At 72.6% G+C, this 18,010-nt stretch carries 18 protein-coding genes and 1 pseudogene; 8 read left to right on the forward strand and 11 right to left on the reverse strand.

The genetic code is table 11. The features are described 5' to 3' along the window. Nucleotides 1–44 precede the first annotated feature (44 nt). From ABGB21_RS22175 to ABGB21_RS22195, 5 genes are all read right to left on the reverse strand, one after another. The gene (locus ABGB21_RS22175; protein ID WP_347679324.1) at nucleotides 45–1,235 is read right to left on the reverse strand and encodes an amidohydrolase family protein; all 1,191 of its coding nucleotides are present in this window, start codon (nucleotides 1,233–1,235) and stop codon (nucleotides 45–47) included. Continuing rightward, complete coding sequence (locus tag ABGB21_RS22180; RefSeq protein ID WP_347679326.1) at nucleotides 1,232–2,278, reverse strand: hypothetical protein; 1,047 nt, start codon at nucleotides 2,276–2,278, stop codon at nucleotides 1,232–1,234. The genes ABGB21_RS22175 and ABGB21_RS22180 overlap by 4 nt, the downstream gene beginning before the upstream one ends. An 84-nt stretch (nucleotides 2,279–2,362) precedes the next feature. Next, nucleotides 2,363–3,283, reverse strand: coding sequence for a glycosyltransferase family A protein (locus tag ABGB21_RS22185; RefSeq protein ID WP_347654255.1), 921 nt, complete (start codon nucleotides 3,281–3,283; stop codon nucleotides 2,363–2,365). Next, complete coding sequence (locus tag ABGB21_RS22190; RefSeq protein WP_347679328.1) at nucleotides 3,280–4,047, reverse strand: DUF6071 family protein; 768 nt, start codon at nucleotides 4,045–4,047, stop codon at nucleotides 3,280–3,282. Before ABGB21_RS22190 ends, ABGB21_RS22185 begins: the two co-directional genes overlap by 4 nt. 144 nt (nucleotides 4,048–4,191) lie before the next feature. Further along, nucleotides 4,192–4,986: a TetR/AcrR family transcriptional regulator gene (locus ABGB21_RS22195; protein WP_347679330.1), complete on the reverse strand. Its 795-nt coding sequence runs from the start codon at nucleotides 4,984–4,986 to the stop codon at nucleotides 4,192–4,194. 97 nt (nucleotides 4,987–5,083) lie between these two features. Between ABGB21_RS22195 and ABGB21_RS22200 the strand changes: the two genes are divergently transcribed. The 3 genes from ABGB21_RS22200 (at nucleotide 5,084) to ABGB21_RS22210 (ending at nucleotide 7,985) form a co-directional block, all read left to right on the forward strand. Further along, a complete protein-coding gene (locus ABGB21_RS22200; protein WP_347679332.1) occupies nucleotides 5,084–6,190 on the forward strand; it encodes an ATP-binding cassette domain-containing protein in 1,107 nt (368 codons plus the stop codon). Next, nucleotides 6,187–7,014 carry an ABC transporter permease gene (locus ABGB21_RS22205; RefSeq protein ID WP_347679334.1) on the forward strand — a complete coding sequence of 276 codons (828 nt, stop codon included), beginning with the start codon at nucleotides 6,187–6,189 and terminating at the stop codon, nucleotides 7,012–7,014. Before ABGB21_RS22200 ends, ABGB21_RS22205 begins: the two co-directional genes overlap by 4 nt. 125 nt (nucleotides 7,015–7,139) lie before the next feature. Beyond that, a complete protein-coding gene (locus tag ABGB21_RS22210) occupies nucleotides 7,140–7,985 on the forward strand; it encodes an alpha/beta hydrolase (protein ID WP_347679336.1) in 846 nt (281 codons plus the stop codon). Between the two features lie 16 nt (nucleotides 7,986–8,001). On the opposite strand, the gene ABGB21_RS22215 is transcribed toward ABGB21_RS22210, so the two are convergent. Next, a complete protein-coding gene (locus ABGB21_RS22215; RefSeq protein ID WP_347679338.1) occupies nucleotides 8,002–8,280 on the reverse strand; it encodes a YciI family protein in 279 nt (92 codons plus the stop codon). A 116-nt stretch (nucleotides 8,281–8,396) separates the two neighbouring features. Between ABGB21_RS22215 and ABGB21_RS22220 the strand changes: the two genes are divergently transcribed. Then, complete coding sequence (locus ABGB21_RS22220) at nucleotides 8,397–9,074, forward strand: Crp/Fnr family transcriptional regulator (RefSeq protein ID WP_347679340.1); 678 nt, start codon at nucleotides 8,397–8,399, stop codon at nucleotides 9,072–9,074. 115 nt (nucleotides 9,075–9,189) lie between these two features. Here ABGB21_RS22220 and ABGB21_RS22225 read toward each other — a convergent pair whose 3' ends face one another. The 4 genes and pseudogenes from ABGB21_RS22225 to ABGB21_RS22240 form a co-directional block, all read right to left on the reverse strand. Further along, the gene (locus ABGB21_RS22225; protein WP_347654247.1) at nucleotides 9,190–10,125 is read right to left on the reverse strand and encodes an NADP-dependent oxidoreductase; all 936 of its coding nucleotides are present in this window, start codon (nucleotides 10,123–10,125) and stop codon (nucleotides 9,190–9,192) included. Between the two features lie 107 nt (nucleotides 10,126–10,232). Further along, the gene (locus ABGB21_RS22230; RefSeq protein ID WP_347654246.1) at nucleotides 10,233–10,955 is read right to left on the reverse strand and encodes a BON domain-containing class I SAM-dependent methyltransferase; all 723 of its coding nucleotides are present in this window, start codon (nucleotides 10,953–10,955) and stop codon (nucleotides 10,233–10,235) included. Between the two features lie 213 nt (nucleotides 10,956–11,168). Next, nucleotides 11,169–11,420: pseudogene (locus ABGB21_RS22235) on the reverse strand (hypothetical protein); the annotation flags it as partial. A 111-nt stretch (nucleotides 11,421–11,531) separates the two neighbouring features. Beyond that, nucleotides 11,532–13,169: an ABC-F family ATP-binding cassette domain-containing protein gene (locus ABGB21_RS22240; protein WP_347679342.1), complete on the reverse strand. Its 1,638-nt coding sequence runs from the start codon at nucleotides 13,167–13,169 to the stop codon at nucleotides 11,532–11,534. Between the two features lie 107 nt (nucleotides 13,170–13,276). Between ABGB21_RS22240 and ABGB21_RS22245 the strand changes: the two genes are divergently transcribed. The 3 genes from ABGB21_RS22245 to ABGB21_RS22255 all read left to right on the forward strand — a co-directional run bounded on the left by ABGB21_RS22245 (nucleotide 13,277) and on the right by ABGB21_RS22255 (nucleotide 14,896). Further along, nucleotides 13,277–14,029 (forward strand): ROK family protein, encoded by a 753-nt coding sequence (locus tag ABGB21_RS22245; protein ID WP_347679344.1) that lies wholly within the window; start codon nucleotides 13,277–13,279, stop codon nucleotides 14,027–14,029. A 125-nt stretch (nucleotides 14,030–14,154) separates the two neighbouring features. Further along, nucleotides 14,155–14,523: a tetratricopeptide repeat protein gene (locus tag ABGB21_RS22250; protein WP_347679346.1), complete on the forward strand. Its 369-nt coding sequence runs from the start codon at nucleotides 14,155–14,157 to the stop codon at nucleotides 14,521–14,523. Between the two features lie 118 nt (nucleotides 14,524–14,641). Continuing rightward, nucleotides 14,642–14,896, forward strand: a complete 255-nt coding sequence (locus tag ABGB21_RS22255) for a Smr/MutS family protein (RefSeq protein WP_275032160.1) — start codon at nucleotides 14,642–14,644, stop codon at nucleotides 14,894–14,896. Between the two features lie 35 nt (nucleotides 14,897–14,931). Here the strand turns inward: ABGB21_RS22255 and ABGB21_RS22260 are convergent, their stop codons facing one another. Continuing rightward, nucleotides 14,932–15,327: a hypothetical protein gene (locus ABGB21_RS22260; RefSeq protein WP_347654242.1), complete on the reverse strand. Its 396-nt coding sequence runs from the start codon at nucleotides 15,325–15,327 to the stop codon at nucleotides 14,932–14,934. Nucleotides 15,328–15,524: 197 nt separating this feature from the next. Here ABGB21_RS22260 and ABGB21_RS22265 point away from each other — a divergent pair, with 197 nt between their 5' ends. Then, complete coding sequence (locus tag ABGB21_RS22265) at nucleotides 15,525–17,975, forward strand: glycoside hydrolase family 9 protein (protein WP_347679348.1); 2,451 nt, start codon at nucleotides 15,525–15,527, stop codon at nucleotides 17,973–17,975. Nucleotides 17,976–18,010: the final 35 nt, after the last annotated feature.

The raw sequence follows: 18,010 nt of genomic DNA on the forward strand, positions 1-18,010 counted from the left end.
CCTCCGGCTCCCGCAGCAGTTTGTCGGCGGCGCCGTGGAACCGGTCATCCGCGCACCGGGTGGCCGGCGCGGTACACGGCGAGCGGGCGGCGCAGTGCGGTGATGTCGCTCGTCGGGTCGCCGTCCACGACCAGCAGGTCGGCGTCGAATCCGGGGCGGACGCGGCCCTTGCGCCGCCCCAGGCCACACACCTCGGCGCCGACCGAGGTGGCCGCGGCGAGGGCGGCGGTGGCGGGGATGCCGCAGGCGACGTACTCGACGACCGTCTCCGGCAGGACCCCGTGCGGCTTCGCCGGGCCGAGGCCCGCGTCCGACCCGGCCACCAGGCGGACTCCGGCCCGGTGCAGGGTGGCGACGCCGTCGCGCAGCGCGGCCTCGCTGAGCCCGGCCGCCGCCGCCATCGCCACCACCTCCGGCGGGGTGACCACGCCCGGGTCGGTGCCGAGCGTGGCACAGACCGCCACCCCGGACGCGGCGAGGCGGTCCGCGAGCCGGTCGGGGACGTGGGCGCCGGTCGCGGTCACGCACGTGCAGTGTTCGATGCCGTCGACACCGACGTGCAGCGCCTGCTCGACCGCGTTGAGCGCGTGCGCGTGCGCGGTCACCGGCAGGCCCAGCTCGTGCGCCCGGGTCACCGCGGCGGCCAGTTCCCGGTCGGTGAACTGCGGCCGGGTGGTGTCGGTGCCGGGGGTGAAGACTCCGCCGCTGGCCATGACCTTCACCAGGTCGGCGCCGGCCGCCGCCCGCAGCCGCACGGCCTCGCGGATCCCGTCGACGCCGCTCGCCTCACCCCCCAGCGCCCAGCAGTGCCCACCGACGCTGGTGACCGGTGCGCCCGCCGCCAGCACCGTCGGCAGGTCGTCGCGCACCGTCCGGTCCCGCCACCGGAGTACGGCGCCGCGCCGGTCGCCCAGGTCCCGGACGGTGGTGACGCCGGCCGCCAGGTGTGTGCGCAGCGACTCCTCGACGACCGCGTCGAGGTCCGACTCGGGACGTTCGGCGAGCCGGCCGAGTGCGTCGGGCCCGGCATCGGCACACAGGTGCACGTGCGCGTCGACCAGGCCGGGCAGCACGGTGCCGTCCGGTTCGTCGCGGACCGGCCAGCCCTCCGGCGCCTCGGCCCGACCCTGGTGCACGTCGGCGATGCGCCCGCCGTCCAGCAGGACCAGCACCCCGCCGCCCACCAGCCGTTCGCCGTCGAACATCCGTGCCGCCCGGACAGCGTGCCTCGTCATCGGCTCTCCTCCGTCGAGATCGACCGTCCCGGTCGGACGTCCGTGCTGACCGCGTTCCGTGGACACGGAGCTCTGGTCAGTGTGAAGTACGACGCGGACGCCACCAGCAGTCCGACGCCCCAGAGCGTGTAGCCCCCCATCTCCAACAGCAACGGCAGGAACGGGCCACCGAACTCACCACGGATCCAGGCGGTCATGCCGGCGATGCCGAAGTACGCGGTCAGGCTCGCCCCGACGAACAGGCCGACACCGAGTACCAGCCACCGGGGCACCGGACGCCCGCCCAGCGGGCCCAGCCACGCCGGCCAGAGCCGGCCCCAGCGGTGCACCAGGGCGAGCGGCAGCACCGTGCCGGCCAGGCTCATCAGCGCGAGGAAGACCAGCATCGCGGTCCAGGAGAGTCCGATCGCCCGGCTCGCCGCCGACGGCCACTGGCCGGTGACCGTGTCGTACGTCCACACGCCCATCCGGGCCAGGAACCCGCCGACGGCCAGATAGGCGCCGACGTAGGCCCAGCGGGGGGACAACTCGTCCCGACGCTCCGGCGACCTGCCGTGGACCCGCCCGCAGGACTCGCAGGGCCGCACCGCTAGGCGCCGTTCGCGCGCGGCGATGACCAGACAGAAGACGCCGCCGGCGGCGCCGCTGCCGGTGGCCAGCAGGCTGACCACCGTGTCGGTGCCACCGCCCTCGAACAGCAGTGACACGACGACGACCGGGAACAGGAACGAGTAGACGCACAGGGCGACGCCGGCGGCGGCGTGGAGACCGGCGAGCAGGTGGTGACGGCGGTCGCTCCACTGTCGACGAGCGCCCGCCACGGCGGCCGCGCAGCCGAGCAGGGCGACCGCGGCGATGACCACCGGAACCCAGCCGCCGGGGAAGTAGGACTCCCGGCCCGCCAGGAAGCGCGGCGCACCGTCGACGGCCCACCACAGGTGGACCAGCACGTAGGCGGCCAGCCAGACCACCGCGAAGAGCCCGAACCCGCGCACCGATCCGCCGACGGCACCGGTGGGCCGGCCCAGCACATCGGCGCTCATGACAGCGTCACCATGGCAAGATCCTCCCGGCCCCACCTTTGCCGGCGCTGAGAGAACCTGAGACAACGCTCAGGACCGGTGGGTTCAGGGGAAGACGACCCGGTTGCGGAGACTGCCGACCAGCCGCCCACAGCGCATCGCGCACCGGGTCACCCAGACCGCCCGGGACTTCCGCGACCGGACCAGGTCGGGCAGGTGCCACAGCAGCCAACCCCACTCCCGGGCCGCCGCCCGGATCGAGCAGGGCAGCCCGGCGGCGGCGAAGTCCCGGTAGAGCCGGGGATGGCTGAGGCCGTACGCGTAGTACTGCCGGGCCATCGACCGCAGGTCGCGGCGCAGCCGGTAGTGCACGACGGCGTCGGGCAGTGCGCCGAGGCGGTGGCCGGCGAGTTGCAGCCGCCAGAAGAAGCTCACCTCGTCGGAGCCGTACCGGTAGTCGGGGTCGAAGCCGCCGAGTTCCTGGTAGACGGTGCGCCGTACCCCGCAGTTCGCGCCGAGGGCGTACGGCAGGAAGTCGAAGCCGCCCTGCAGTGAACCGGGTGGCTTCTCGGGGCGGGTGGCCAGGGAGACCTCGTCGTTGAGCAGGTGCCGCTCGACGTGTCCGCCGACGGCGGCGAAGACCGCGAGTCCGCGTACCATCTCGGCCACCCAGTCCGGGCCGACGACGTCGTCCTGGTCGCAGAAGAGCAGCAGCTGCCCCCGGCTGACCCGGCAGCCCTCGTTGCGGGCGTAGCTGGTGCCGGCCCGCGCGGTGGCCCGGTGCAGGCGCAGGTCCGGCAGCCGGTCGCGGAAGCCGGCGACCACCTCGACGGTCCGGTCGGTGGAGCCGTTGTCCACGACGATGACCTCCCACCGCCCCGGGTACGTCTGCCGGCCCAGCGCCGCCAGCTGGGCGCCGATCGTCGCCGCGCCGTTACGGGTCGGGATGACCACCGACACGAGTTCCGGCCCGGTGGCTGGCCGGGTCCGGGGCGCGGTGGCCGGGCGGTGGGTCACGGTGGTCATGCCGAGGCCGTCCCGACCGCGCGGGGAAAGTGGAGCCGTTCGTCCGTACGCAGCCAGCGCAGCAGCGCGTTGGCGAAGTGCCGGTGTCCCTCGCGCAGTGGGTGGTCCCAGTGTCCGAACGGGACCCGGCCGACGACCATCTCCCGGAAGGTGTCCTGTGGTCGCGGCGGCAGTTGGCCGAAGACCAGGTCGGCGCGGAGGGCGCGCATCACCGGTACCGCCTCGGCCGGGATCGGGTCGGGCAGGACCTCCCAGGCGAACGCGTACCGGCTGGGCACGCCGAGCTGGGTGAGATGGTGTTCCAGCAGCAGCCAGTCCACGAAGAAGTTGACGGTCCCGCCGGTGGTGCTGAACAGGTGCTTCAGGTACGCCCGGGACGGCCGGTCCCCCTCGGCGGCCTTCCAGTCGGCGACCCGCTGCCAGTGCGGCTCCTCCGGCAGGTCGGGGCGGACTCCGAGGTCGGGCCGGACCGGGCCGTCCTCGATCCGGCTGTCGTAGTACTCGTCGCGGCAGAGCGCGGTCCACATGCCGAAGAAGAGGATCTGGTCGTACGTCACCCGGTGCGCCCGCCGGACGGCATCCAGGTGGGCGACGGTACTGCGGACGACCCGCCGGTTGGATCCGCCGTCACAGCCGAGGTTGGCGACCCGGACGCCGAGGTCGGCGCCGAGCAGGGCCGGCCAGGCGTCCCGCTCCGGTGCGGCGAGTTCGGCGCCCCGGGCGAAGCTGCACCCGTTCGCCACCAACAGCCGGATCGTGCTCATGCAGGTCGACCCTCTCCGTCACGTCCGAGGGGACGAGTGCCTGTGGGAACGCTCCCATTCGATGATGGGAGTGAATATATCCAGGCTCGGGTGGGAGAGGCAACGCCGTCGGTTCCGCGACCCGACGGGGCCGGAGCCTACGGGTCAGGTCCGGTCCGCCGACCCGACCCGGGTCTGGATGAGCACTCCGATTCCGTCCAGGACCCGCTGCAGGCCGAACTCGAAGGACCGGGCCGGGTCGGTTGCGGCCTGGTACTCCTCGCCCGTCGTCTGGCCGACCCGGGCCGCGACCGGGAACCGTTCGGCGTCGAAGACCTGCTCCAGCAGGGGTGCGTACGAGCTCCACCACTGCTCGTCGGTCATCCCGGTCCGCTGCTCGGCCTGGGCCGCCTCGACCGCGCCGCGTACCGCGCCGTGCACGTAGTCGGCGAGCAGGGTGATCACCAGGTCCATCTCGACGTCGGTGAGGTCGAGTCCCTCGACCGCGACGAGTTCCTGGTTCCAGCGGGCCATCAGGTTCGGGCCGAGCACCGGGCGGCTGGACGCCACCTGCAGCAACCAGGGGTGGCGCCGGTAGCGCTCGTAGTTCTGCCGGGTCAGCCGTTCGAGCCTGGCCCGCCAGTCGGCGGCGCCCCCGTCGGCCGGGGGTGGGTCCGGGGTGAGGTCCTCGCCGTACACCGTGTCGAGCATGACGTCGAGCAGTTCGCCCTTGCCGGGGACGTAGGTGTAGAGGGACATCGCGGTGACCCCGAGCTGTTCGGCGACCCGGCGCATGGAGAGTCCGGCCAGGCCGTCCGCGTCCGCGATCCCGATCGCCGCCTGCACGATCCGCGCCACGGTCAGCTTCGGCTTCGGCCCGCGCCGGGGTCGGTCCGGTACGCCCCAGAGCAGTTCCATGCTCCGCTTGGGGTCGCCGGTGCCGCTGTACTCCGTGGTCACCCCGCCATTCTCCCGGTTCGCGGACAGGCTTGAACTCTTTACGGCGTACGCTATATTTGCCGAATAACTCTTTACGACGTACGGGATTAGGGGTGTGATGACCGAGGCGCTGGCGATCCGGGCAGACGGACTGCGCAAGCGGTACGGCGACCGGCTCGCACTCGACGGATTCGACCTTGCCGTGCCCACCGGTACGGTGCACGGCCTGCTCGGGCGCAACGGTGCGGGCAAGACCACGGTGGTGCGGATCCTCACCACCCTGCTGCGCGGCGACGGCGGACGGGCCGAGGTGGCCGGTTTCGACGTGGCCCGCCAGGCCGACCAGGTCCGCCACCGGATCGGGTTGGTCGGGCAGCACGCGGCCCTGGACGAGGTGCTCTCCGGCCGGCGGAACCTGGCGATGTTCGGCCGGCTCCACCACCTGCCCGGCCGGGTGGCCGACCAGCGGGCGGACGAGCTGCTGGCCAGGTTCGGGCTCACCGACAGCGGTGACCGGCCGGTCCAGACCTATTCGGGTGGGATGCGGCGCCGGCTCGACCTGGCCGCCAGTCTCATCCTGACGCCACCGGTGCTCTTCCTCGACGAGCCGACCACCGGGCTCGACCCGCACGGACGAAACGAGGTCTGGGCAGCCGTCCGTGCCCTGGTCGGCGCCGGTACGACGGTCCTGCTCACCACCCAGTACCTCGACGAGGCCGACCAGCTCGCCGACCGGATCTGTGTGGTCGACGCCGGCCGGGTCATCGCCGACGACACCCCGGAGCGGCTCAAGGCCCTGCGGGGCGGCGACCGGCTCGACGTCGTGGTGCGCGAGGCCGACGACCTGCCGGCCGCCGCCGCCCTGCTCGGCCGGCTCGGCGCCGGCGACGTCAGCGTCGACCGGGAGAACCGTCGGGCCGGCGTCGCCGTCCGGGACCGCATCCACGCCCTCACCGAGCTGGTCCGCGCCCTCGACGAGCAGGGTGTCGTGGTCGAGGACATCGCGCTGCGCCGACCCACCCTGGACGAGGTGTTCCTGCACCTCACCGCAGGTGCCGGCAGTGCCTCCGGCGCCGGCACTGCCGCCCGTGTCGGCACTGCCGCCCGTGCCGACAGTGCGTCCGGTGCCGACAGCGTCGACAGCGCCTCCGGTACGACCGCCGCCGGGGAACGGGTCGCACCCGACCCGGCGAACCGGTGGCGCGCGCCGGAGGGGGCCCGATGAGCCTCGTGATCCCGGCCCCGCCGCGTACCGGCCCGCAGCGACTGCGCTGGGCGCTGCAGGACGGGTGGACGATCACCCGGCGGGACCTGGCGCACCGGGCGCGCCAGCCGCTGCAGGTCGCCATCGAACTGTTCTTTCCGATCATGGTCGTGCTGATGTTCGGCTACCTGTTCGGCGGCGGGATGCTGATCACCGGCGGCGGGAACTACCGGGAGTTCCTGATGCCCGGCATGTTCGCGATGACGATGCTGTTCGGCATAGAGGCCACCTACACCGCGATCGCCACCGACGCGGCCCGGGGCGTCACGGACCGGTTCCGGGCGATGCCGATGGCCTCCTCGGCGGTGGTGCTCGGCCGCAGCATGGCCGACATGCTCAACTCGGTGCTCGGACTGCTGGTGATGATCGGTTGCGGACTGGCGGTCGGCTGGCGCTGGCACGCCGGCGCCGGCGCCGCGCTGGCCGGATTCGGGCTGCTGCTCATGCTGCGTTTCGCCCTGCTCTGGGTCGGTATCTACCTCGCACTGCTGCTCCGGCAGCCCGAGTCGGTGGTCGCCCTCCAGATCCTGGTCTGGCCGGTGCTTTTCCTCTCCAACGCCGTGGTGTCACCCGAGACGATGCCGGGCTGGCTCGGCGTACTCGCCGAGGCGAACCCGTTGTCCGCGACGATCGCCGCGGTACGGGAGCTGTTCGGCAATCCCGGCTGGGGTGGGGACTCCTGGCTCGCCCGCAACGCGCTGCCCCTGGCGACCGGCTGGCCCGTGCTGCTGACCGCGATTTTCCTGCCCCTCTCGGTACGCCGCTACCGGCGACTCGACCGGTAGCCCGGACCGGGCCGGACCGTCTCCGCCGGACCGGATTGGGGCGGCCGGGCCCGGGTATCCGGGGCGGGCGACCGTTGTCACCTCGGCACGCCCGTTCGGGCCGCGACCGTTCGGAAGAGGACACCATGCCCCTCATCCCTGCCGTACCCACCACACCCGACAGCATCGTGCTGATCCACGGCATGTGGTTGACCCCGCTCAGCTGGGAGCAGTGGGCGGACCGCTACCGGGCCGCCGGCTACCGGGTGCTGACGCCCGCCTGGCCGGGCATGGAGGAGACCGTCGAGGAGATCCGCCGGGACCCGGCCGCCCTCGCCGACCAGAGCGTGGCGCAGATCGTCGACCACTACGAGGGGATCATCCGGAGCCTGGACCGGGCGCCGATCCTGATCGGTCACTGCTTCGGCGGGGCGTTCACCCAGATGCTGCTGGACCGGGGGCTCGGCGCGGCCGGGGTGGCGATCGACTCGGCGCCGGTCAAGGGGGTGCTCCGGTTGCCGGTGTCGACCGTGAAGGCGGGCCTGCCGGTACTGCGCAACCCGACGAACCGGCACCGGGCCGTACCGCTGACCCTCGACCAGTTCCACCAGACCCTGACCAACACCATGTCCCGGGCCGAGGCGGAGCGGCTCTACCAGCGGTACGCGGTACCGGCGGCCGGAAACCTGCTGTTCGAGGCGGCGGTGGCGAACGTCAACCCCCGTACGGCGCTGCGGGTCGACTTCGGCAACGAACGGCGGGCGCCCCTGCTGCTGATCGCCGACGGGGCCGACCGGGTCGCCCCGCCGACGGTCAGCCAGGCGACGGCGGGGCGCTACCGGAAGTCGACCGCGATCACCGGCTACAAGGAGTTCCCGGGTCGGCCGCACTACAGCCTCGGCCAGCCCGGCTGGGAGGAGGTCGCCGACTACGCCCTGAACTGGGCGGTCGAGGCGGCGAAGTCCCGCCGCCCGCTCTCCACCAACAGGTGACGCGTTCGGTCGGGAGTCAGTTGACCGACGCCGGGCCGCCGACCACCGGATGCCACTCCCGGACCTGGTGCACGGTCACGCCCGGGGTCCGGTAGTAGGGGTCCTCCGTCATCCGCTGCCGGACCGTCGCCTCGTCCGCGTCGAAGAGCAGCAACGCTCCCGATTCGTCCGGCCAGGGCCCGGCGGCCACCACAAACCCCTCGGCGTGCCAGCGGGCCAGCAGGTCACGGTGTGCCGGACGGGCCGCCAACCGCTCCGCCGCGTCCGAGGAGAAGCGCAGTTCCACAACGATCATGTCGGGATCGTACGGCCACCGACCCGGCCCCGGCTGTATCAGCCGATACAGCCCGGCCAGGGAACATCAGCCGGCAACCGGCAGAAGCGACCAGGGCCGGGCGGCACAATTGCCGGATGGAGGCAACGGAGCTGAGCCGACTGGCCGCCGTACCGCTGTTCGCCGGGCTCGACCCGGAGCGGCTCCACCACCTGCTCGACCGGTCACCGCCCCGGGTCGTACCCGCCGGCACGGTCCTCGCCGTCCGGGGTGAGCCGGCGGGACACCTGCTGGTGCTGGAGGCCGGAGCGCTGACCGCCGTACACGAGACGGCCGGCGGCCGGCGGCTGCGACTCGGCGAATTCACCGCGCCCTGCGCGGTGGACAAGAGCGCGGTTCTGGACGGTGGCCGCCACACCGCCACCTGGCTGGCCGCCACCACCGTCCACTGCCGGATGCTGCCCGCCCCGGAACTGCTGCGGCTCGTCGACGACGTCCCCGCGGTCCGTCGGCACGTCCTGGCCCACCTGGCCCGCGAACTACGGCACCGGCAACGCGACCTGGTCCGCACCGCGTTCGCGGACGCCCCCACCCGGGTCGCGTCCTGGCTGGTGACGGCGGCCGCACAGACCGGCCGACGGGTCCCGCTGCCCGGCGCCCAGCAGGGGCTGGCCGAGACGCTCGGCCTGACCCGCGTCTCCGTCAACCGGGCGCTGCGGACCCTGGCCGACGCGGATCTGATCCGGGTCGAGCCGGGGGCGGTGACGGTACTCGCCCCCGAGCTCCTCGCCCGCCGGGCGGCCGGAGCCGACTGACTTCCGCCCCGCCGGGCGGCCGGAGCTGACTGACGCCAGGTCGGCCGGGCGGCCGGAGCCGACCGACGTCGGTCCGCCGGGGCGCACTGACGTCGGGGCCACCGAGTGACGCCGGTCAGCCGATCGCGACGGCGATCTTGCCAACCGTGCCGCTGCTGTTGAAGTCGGCGAACGCCTGCGGCACCTCGTCCAGCAGGTAGGTCCGGGCGATCGACGGGCGCAGCCGGCCGGCGGCCACCTCCGTCGCCAGGTGCTCCAGCACGATCCGGTCCGGGACCGCCTCGATCGCGGTCACCGACAGGTCCCGGCCACCGAACTGCTCCGGGCCCACCCCGAGACTGGACGAGAAGCGCCCGCCCGGCACCAGCAGGTCGGCGAGCACGTTCGGATCCCCGGCCAGGTGCACCACGCAGTCGACCCCGGCCGGCGCCAACCGTCGTACCTGGGCGGCCAGGTCACCCCGGTGGTCCACGGTGTGCGCGGCGCCCAACTCGAACATCAGGTCGGCCTGCGGCCCCGGCTCGGCGGTCGCGATCACCGAGGCGCCCCGGGCGGCGGCGAGCTGCACGGCGTAGTGCCCGACCCCGCCGGTCGCACCGCAGATCAGCACCAGCTCGCCGTGCCCCGGCGCCACCGCGTCCACGCTGGCCAGCGCGGCCACCCCGGCCAGCCCCAGCACCCCGGCGGCGCGGTAGTCGACCCCGGCCGGCAGCGGGGCCAGCCCGATGTCCTCCGGTACGACGACGTACTCGCTGAACGAGCCGTCGCCGAGTCGCGGCTTGGCGACGACCCCGAAGACCTTCTCACCCGGCATGAAACCGGCCACTCCGGGACCGACCTCGGTGATGATGCCGGCGAAGTCCCGCCCCAGCACGACCGGGAACTGGTGTTCGATGTCGCCGCCCAGGTATCCGTCGACGAGTTTCGCGTCGTACCCGTTCAGCGACGACGCCTGGACCTCGATCTTCACATCGCCGCCGACGGGCGACGGTTCGGGCATCTCCCGGACCTCCGGCATCGCCCCGTACGACTCCGCCATCACCGCGCGCATGCGCCGACCTCCCCAGCAGACTCGACCGTTTCCGACACGGTCGGGTTCCCGTCCGGGCCACCGGCATGCCTTCCCCCGGCATCCCGGCGGGGCGTCGGCTGTGCCGGTCAGTCGAAGAACCGGGCCAGGTGGGCACGGTCCGGGCCGGGATCGTCCGGGCCCAGCGGGGTCAGGTCGGCGAAGATCGACGCCCCGTCGCAGCCGGCGTGCAGCGGATACCAGCGCCGGGCCCCTGGATGACGGTCGCACATGTGCTTGATCGTCTGGACGTCCAGCAGTCGTACGTGGGTCGGGTCGGCGACCGCGTTGACATGCCCCCACCAGGGGCTCATCACATGCAGGACACCGCCCGGCCGGAGCACCCGGTGGATCTCGTCGACCAGGGTCAGGAAGTCGATCAGGTGTTCCAGGATGTGCACCGTGAAGACCACGTCGACCGAGTCGCCGGCCAGCGGCAGCGAGGTGGAGAGGTCCGCCTGGGCGTCGACCCCCGGTGCCAGCCGCAGGTCCAGGCCGAGGTTGCCGGGATACTGCTTCGCCGCACCACAACCCAGGTCGACGACGACCGGCTCCCGACCGGCCACCCGGACCCGCGACCAGACGGCGAGTACGCCGTCCAGCCGTCCGACCAGGTCCCGCACCATCCGCAGCTCGGCGGCGTCCGCCACGTCACCGGTCAGGTGCGCGACCCCCCGGTCGAACCGGGCCTCGACCGCGGTGCCGCGCAGCCGGTCGTCGTGCCTGACCAGGTCGGCGTACGCCATGCCGAGAAACTCGTCGATCGCCCGCAACCGGTCTCCGGAGGGCGCCCTGTGCAGTTGCGCGACCATGCCCACCTCCGGGTCGTGCCTACCCGGTTTCCACCCCGCCATGCGTGTGGGGACGCCCCTTCCTGTCGCGGGGACGCCCCTTTCTGTCGCCGGGGCGGCAGCCGGTGGCGCGGAAGGGGCCTTGCGCACACTCCGGCGCTGCGCGGGGTGTCAGCCGACGGCGCGACGGGCGGACCGACTGACGTTGCGGATCCGGGGCCGGGTCGGGGCGACCGCGATCGGCCGTTTCATGTGGTAGCGGTGCAGTTCGGCGCTGCCCTGCATGTTGCTGTCCTCGGTGACCGAGACCAGTTCCCAGCCCTGGGCTCCGGCGCGGTTGAGGTGGGTCAGGGCGGTGTCCCCGTACGCGGAGACGTCGAGCACGGCACCGTCGGGGCCGTACCAGGTGTATGCCAGCTCCCAGCCGGCTTCGTCGAGCCGGGGCTGCCGCCGGCGGACCAGCAGGGCGTACTCCCACTTGGGCATGGCGGGAGCTTTGCCCAGTCGGTCGGGTAGGCAAACAGGGGAGTGCCGATGTCGCTGCCGTCCGTAGTGCGGAGGGGCGGCGAGGTCAGGGGCGGATCAGGGCGCTCGGACTCAGCGTTCGGTCACCCGGCCGGCGTCGACCCGGATGTGCCGGGTGGTCCGGATCGTCTCCAGCATTCGTCGGTCGTGGGTGACCAGCAGCAGAGTTCCCGGGTACGACTCCAGCGCCGACTCCAACTGCTCGATCGCCGGCAGGTCGAGGTGGTTCGTCGGCTCGTCCAGCACCAGCAGGTTGACGCCCCGGGCCTGGAGCAGGGCCAGCGCCGCCCGGGTCCGTTCCCCGGGCGACAGGGTGGTGGCGGGGCGGAGCACGTGTGCCGCCCGCAGCCCGAACTTGGCCAGCAGGGTCCGCACGTCCGCCGGGTTCATCGTCGGTACGGCGGCACCGAAGGCGTCCAGCAGGGCCTGCTCGCCGAGGAAGAGCCCGCGTGCCTGGTCCACCTCGCCGACCACCACCCCGGGTCCGAGCGACGAGGTGCCGTCGTCCAGCGGCAGTCGCCCGAGCAGCGCCGCCAGCAGGGTGGTCTTGCCGGAACCGTTGGCCCCGGTGATGACCATCCGGTCGGCCCAGTCCACCTGCAGGTCGACCGGGCCGAGGGTGAACCCGCCCCGGCGTACCACCGCGCCACGCAGCGCCGCGACCACCGCACCGGCCCGGGGCGCGGCGGCGATCTCCATCCGGAGCTGCCACTCCTTGCGCGGCTCCTCGACCACCTCCAGCCGTTCGATCAGCCGTTCGGTCTGCCGGGCCTTCGCCGCCTGCTTCTCGGTCGCCTCGGTCCGGAACTTCCGGCCGATCTTGTCGTTGTCGGTCGCCTTCCGACGGGCGTTCTTGACGCCCTTCTCCATCCAGGCGCGCTGGGACCGGGCCCGCGCCTCCAGCCCGGCCCTCGTGTCGGCGTACTCCTCGTAGTCGGCGCGGGCGTGCCGGCGGGCCACCTCCCGCTCCTCCAGGTAGGCCGCGTAGCCGCCACCGTAGTGCCGGACCTGCTGCTGCGTCAGGTCCAGTTCCAGGACCCGGGTGACCGTGCGGGTGAGGAACTCCCGGTCGTGGCTGACCAGCACCGTGCCGGCCCGCAACCCGGTGACGAACTCCTCCAGCCGTTCCAGCCCGGCCAGGTCGAGGTCGTTGGTCGGCTCGTCGAGCAGGAAGATGTCGTAGCGGCTGAGCAGCAGCGACGCCAGCCCGGCCCGGGCCGCCTGGCCGCCGGAGAGCGCGGTCATCGGCTGGTCCAGGTCGACGGTGAGGCCGAGTTCGGCGGCGACCTGGTCGGCCCGTTCGGCCAGGTCCGCCCCGCCGAGGGCGAGCCAGCGCTCCAGCGCGGCCGCGTACCGGTCGTCGGCGCCGTCCGCCCCGGTGGTCAGCGCCTCGGTCGCCGCGTCCAGTTCGGCCTGCGCGGCGGTCACCCCGGTCCGCCGGCCGAGGAAGTCGCGGACGCTCTCGCCGGGTCGGCGCTCCGGCTCCTGCGGCAGGTAGCCGACGGTCGCGGTGGGCGGGCTGAGACTGACGGTGCCCTGCTCGACGGCCTGCCAGCCGGCGAGGGTACGCAGCAGCGTCGACTTCCCGGCGCCGTTGACCCCGACCACACCGACGACGTCACCGGGGGCGACGACCAGTTCCAGGTCGGCGAAGAGGATCCGCTCCCCGTGGCCGGCGGCGAGGTCCTTGGCGATCAGTGTGGCGCTCATGAGGACTCCGATGCTATCTGCCGTGATCCGATGACCGGCCGGCAGCGGGGCGGACGCGAAGGCGACCGGAGCGGGCGGACCGTCGGTCGGGGCGGCAGACTGGGACGGTGAGGACCACGTTGGCGATCGACTGCGGTGGCGGCGGGATCAAGGCCTCCGTACTCGACGAGGCCGGCACCATGCGGGCCCGGCCGCTGCGGGTGCCGACGCCGTACCCGCTGCCGACCAGCCTGTTCGTCAAGACGCTTGTCGACCTCGGGTCCCGGCTGCCGGGCGCCGACCGGGTCACCGTCGGCATGCCCGGGATGATCCGGCACGGCGTGGTGGTGGCGACCCCGCACTACGTGACCCGGGCCGGGCCGCGGACGAAGCCGGAGCCCGCGCTGGTCACCGAGTGGTCCGGGTACGACGCGCAGAGCGCGCTCGCCGAGGCGTTCGGCCTGCCGGTGCTGGTGCTCAACGACGCCGAGGTGCACGGTGCCGGGGTGGTCGCCGGGACCGGCCTGGAACTGGTGTTGACCCTCGGCACCGGGCTGGGCTGCGCGCTCTTCGACGGCGGGGTGCTCGCCCCGCATCTGGAACTGTCGCAGGCCCCGGTGCGGTGGGGGATGAGCTACGACACCTACGTCGGGGAGCACGAGCGGCGCCGGCTCGGTGACGCGTTCTGGTCCCGGCGGGTCCGTACCGTCGTCGACGGGCTGCGTCCGGTCTTCCAGTGGGACCGGCTCTATCTCGGTGGCGGGAACTCCCGACTGGTCCGGCCGGAGCAGTTGGCCCGGATGGGGGACGACGTCGTCGTGGTGCCGAACACCGCCGGCATCGTCGGTGGGGTACGGGCCTGGGCGATTCGGCCCGGTTGAGCCGGATATTCCGGACTGAACAGGCATCTTTCGGTCGTACTGCGGTAGGGGGCGGAACAGTCGCGCGAGTGGCGGTGTTGTGCCAGCGTCGAGGCAAGTGGCGGCGACAGTGGGAGGTGGGTCGAATGGATCTTCTGGCGGACTACCGGCGGGCGACCATGTACTTCGAGACCGGGGACCCGTCCGAGGCGGCCCGTTTGCTGGAGCCCATCGTCGAGGCGGAGCCCGACAACGCCGCCGTACGGCAGCTGCTGGCCCGGGCCTACTTCCAGACCGCCCAGCTCGGCCGGGCCGAGGAGCAGCTGCGCACCCTGGTCAACCGTGACCCCAGTGACCACTACGCCCACCACGTGCTGGGCCGTACGTTGGAACGGGTCGGTCGGCCGGTGGAGGCGCTGCGGCACCTGCGGATCGCGGCCGCGATGTACGCCGGCAACGACGACTATCGGATCGCCATGGAGCGGGTGCAGACCCGGGTCGGCGGGCGTCGGTGAGTCCGGGCCGGCGGGTGGCGGTGAGGTCGGCCCGGCAGGCGCTGGCGAGGTCGGCCCGGCCGCCGTCGGCGTGCCTAGGATGGGGTGCCATGGACCCTGCGCCGACGGTGGCCGCCCGATGAAGCTCAAGCTCGACCTGCACGACATCTTCAACCGTGGGCAGGACATCGACCGGGCGCTGCGCGGGATCATGGACGAGGCGGTGGCGAAGAAGGCGACCCTGGTCGAGATCATCCCCGGCAAGGGTTCCGGTCAGCTCAAGAAGCGGGTGCTGCGGTTTCTCGACCAGAAGGAGATCAAGCAGCTCTACCACCGGGTGGAGAAGGACTCCAAGAACTTCGGTCGCCTGTTCGTGCACTTCCGCTGGAAGTAGCGGCCACGTCGGCGGGCCGCCGACGTGGCCGCCGGTCAGGCCGGGGTGTGTTCGGTGGGCTGGCCGGTACCGGCTGCGGCGCGTGGGGTCTGGTTGCTGACGCCGTTGCTGGAGACCGCCGGGGCGGCGCCGACGCCGGCCACGGTCAGCGCGGCCAGCAGCAGTGCGATCCACTCGTTGGAGTCCAGGCCGCCGAGGATCACCGTGGCGAGGACCTGGAGGACACTGAGGACCACGGCGACGGCGGTCTTGGCCCACCGGTACTGCGGGGTCAGCGGTACGAGGTAGACGCCGATCGCGGTCGCGGCGGCGATGGCGATCTGCACCGCCTCGTCGGCCTCGATGCGTTGGTCACCGGAGAGCGCGCCGTAGGCGACGGTGAGCGCGGCTCCGGCGATCGCGGCGAGGGCCTTGCCGTACTTGCGGATCATCGGTGGGCTCCCCTCGGATCCGGCGGCGCCGGGAGGACCTCCCAGGTGGCGCCGGCTGGGCTGAACGCGGGCGGACAGCACGATGCTGTCTGACCAGGCGCGGGATGTCAGTCCAAGATCTTGCCGACCTTAGTCGGATTTATCGCGATCAACGGGTTGCGGTCCTCCGAACGGGCTGTTGACACGCATGAAACTCGATGTCAATCTCCCGGTATCCATCGGTCTGGGAGCGCTTCCATCGATCCTGGTCCGCGTCCACCAGACTGGTCCGTCCGCACCTGACACCCAACCGGCGGTGCCGGCCCCCCGGTCACCGCGTGCCCACCGGAAGGACTCCCGTGCCCAGACCCCGCTGGCAGCGAGCCGTCCCCCTCGCCGCCGTGACCGCCACGGCGCTGGCCGCCACCGCACTGAGCGCGCCCGCCGTCGCGTACGCCCCGACCGACGGGACCACGACGGTCGCCGCCGACGCGCCGGAACAGATCGTCAACGGCAGCTTCGACAACGGCCACGCCCCCTGGTGGGGCACCGCCAACCTGACCCTCGACTCCAGCACCGGCCAGCTCTGCGCCAACGTCCCCGGCGGCACGGTCAACCCGTGGGACGTGATCATCGGCCAGGACAACATCAACCTGGTCGCCGGTGAGACGTACGAGTTCCGGTTCTTCGGCCAGGCGACCCCGGCCCGGGTCGGCAAGGCCCTGGTCCAGCTCCCGGTCGACCCGTACACCCAGTACCTGGCGGCCAACCCCGAGCTGAGCGTCTCCGGCAACAACTACCGGTACACCTTCACCTCCCCGGTCGACCTGCCGAACGCCCAGGTCGCGTTCCAGATCGGCGGCAGCGCCGAACCGTGGACCATCTGCCTCGACGACATCTCGCTGACCGGTGGCGCCGAACCCGAGGTGTACGTCCCGGACACCGGCCCCCGGGTCCGGGTCAACATGGTCGGCTACCTGCCGAAGGGGCCGAAGAACGCCACGGTGGTCACCGACGCCACCGGGCGGCTGCCGTGGCAGCTGCGGGACCGCGCCGGCCGGGTCGTGGCACACGGCCACACCACCCCGCGCGGCCTCGACCGGTCCTCCGGGCAGAGCGTGCACACCATCGACTTCGGACGGTTCACCCGCGCCGGCACCGGATACACGCTGACCGCCGACGGTGAGACCAGCCGGCCGTTCGACATCGACTCCGGCTTCTACGAGCAACTCCGTACCGACGCGCTGAAGTTCTACTACACCCAGCGCAGCGGGACCGAGATCTCCGAGACGCTGCGCCCCGGCTACGGCCGGCCGGCCGGACACGCCGGGGTGGCGCCGAACCAGGGCGACACCGTGGTGCCCTGCCAGCCCGGCGTCTGCGACTACACCCTGGACGTCTCCGGCGGCTGGTACGACGCCGGCGACCACGGCAAGTACGTGGTCAACGGCGGCATCTCGGTGCACCAGCTGATGAGCGAGTACGAGCGCGCGGTACGGGCCGACACCGGTGAACCGTGGCGGATCGGCGACCGGACCCTGACCCTGCCCGAGAGCGGCAACCGGGTGCCGGACATCCTCGACGAGGCCCGCTGGGAGCAGGAGTTCCTGCTCAAGATGCAGGTCCCGGCCGGTCAGCCGCTCGCCGGGATGGCCCACCACAAGATCCACGACGACTCGTGGACCGGCCTGCCGCTGCTGCCGCACCTCGACGACAAGCGCCGCGAACTGCACCCGCCGTCCACCGCCGCCACCCTCAACCTGGCCGCCACCGCCGCGCAGGCGGCCCGGGTCTTCACCCCGTACGACCGGACGTTCGCGCAGCGCAACCTGGTCGCGGCCGAGCGGGCCTGGGCGGCGGCCAGGGCCAACCCGGCGATCTACGCCGACCCGAACGACGGCAACGGCGGCGGCGCCTACAGCGACCCCGACGTCAGCGACGAGTTCTACTGGGCCGCCGCCGAGCTGTACCTGACCACCGGGGCGAAGACGTACCGGGACTTCCTGCTCGCCTCGCCGCACCACACCGGCGACGTGTGGCGGGAGCGGGGCATGGACTGGGGCAACACCGCCGCGCTCGGCCGGCTCCAGCTGGCGACGCTGCCCAGCCGGCTCCCGGACCGCAACCGGGTACGCGCCTCGGTGCTGGCCGGCGCCGACCGCTACCTGGCCACGCTCAAGGCCCACCCGTACGGCATCCCGTACAACCCGTCGGACAATCTCTTCGACTGGGGTTCCAACAACCTGATCGTCAACAACGCGATCGTGATGGCGGTCGCGTACGACATCAGCGGCAAGGACCGGTACCGCGACGGGGTGCTGCAGACGATGGACTACATCCTCGGCCGCAACGCCCTGAACCAGTCGTACGTCACCGGTTACGGCGAGGTGGCGTCCCGTAACCAGCACAGCCGCTGGTACGCCCGCCAGCTCAACCCCGACCTGCCGAACCCGCCCCGGGGCACCCTCTCCGGCGGCCCGAACTCGGCGATCCAGGACCCGGTGGCGCAGCAGAAGCTGCGGGGCTGCGCGCCGCAGTTCTGCTACATCGACGACATCGAGTCGTGGTCGACGAACGAACTGACCATCAACTGGAACGCCCCGCTGGCCTGGATCGCGGCCTTCGTCGCCGACCAGGACAACGGTGACGCCCGGGGTCACCGGCACTGACCCGCGCTCAGCCGGGAGGGGCCCCTCCGCAAAGG

The sequence above is a fragment of the Plantactinospora sp. B24E8 genome, from assembly GCF_039871735.1.
Classification (GTDB): domain Bacteria; phylum Actinomycetota; class Actinomycetes; order Mycobacteriales; family Micromonosporaceae; genus Plantactinospora.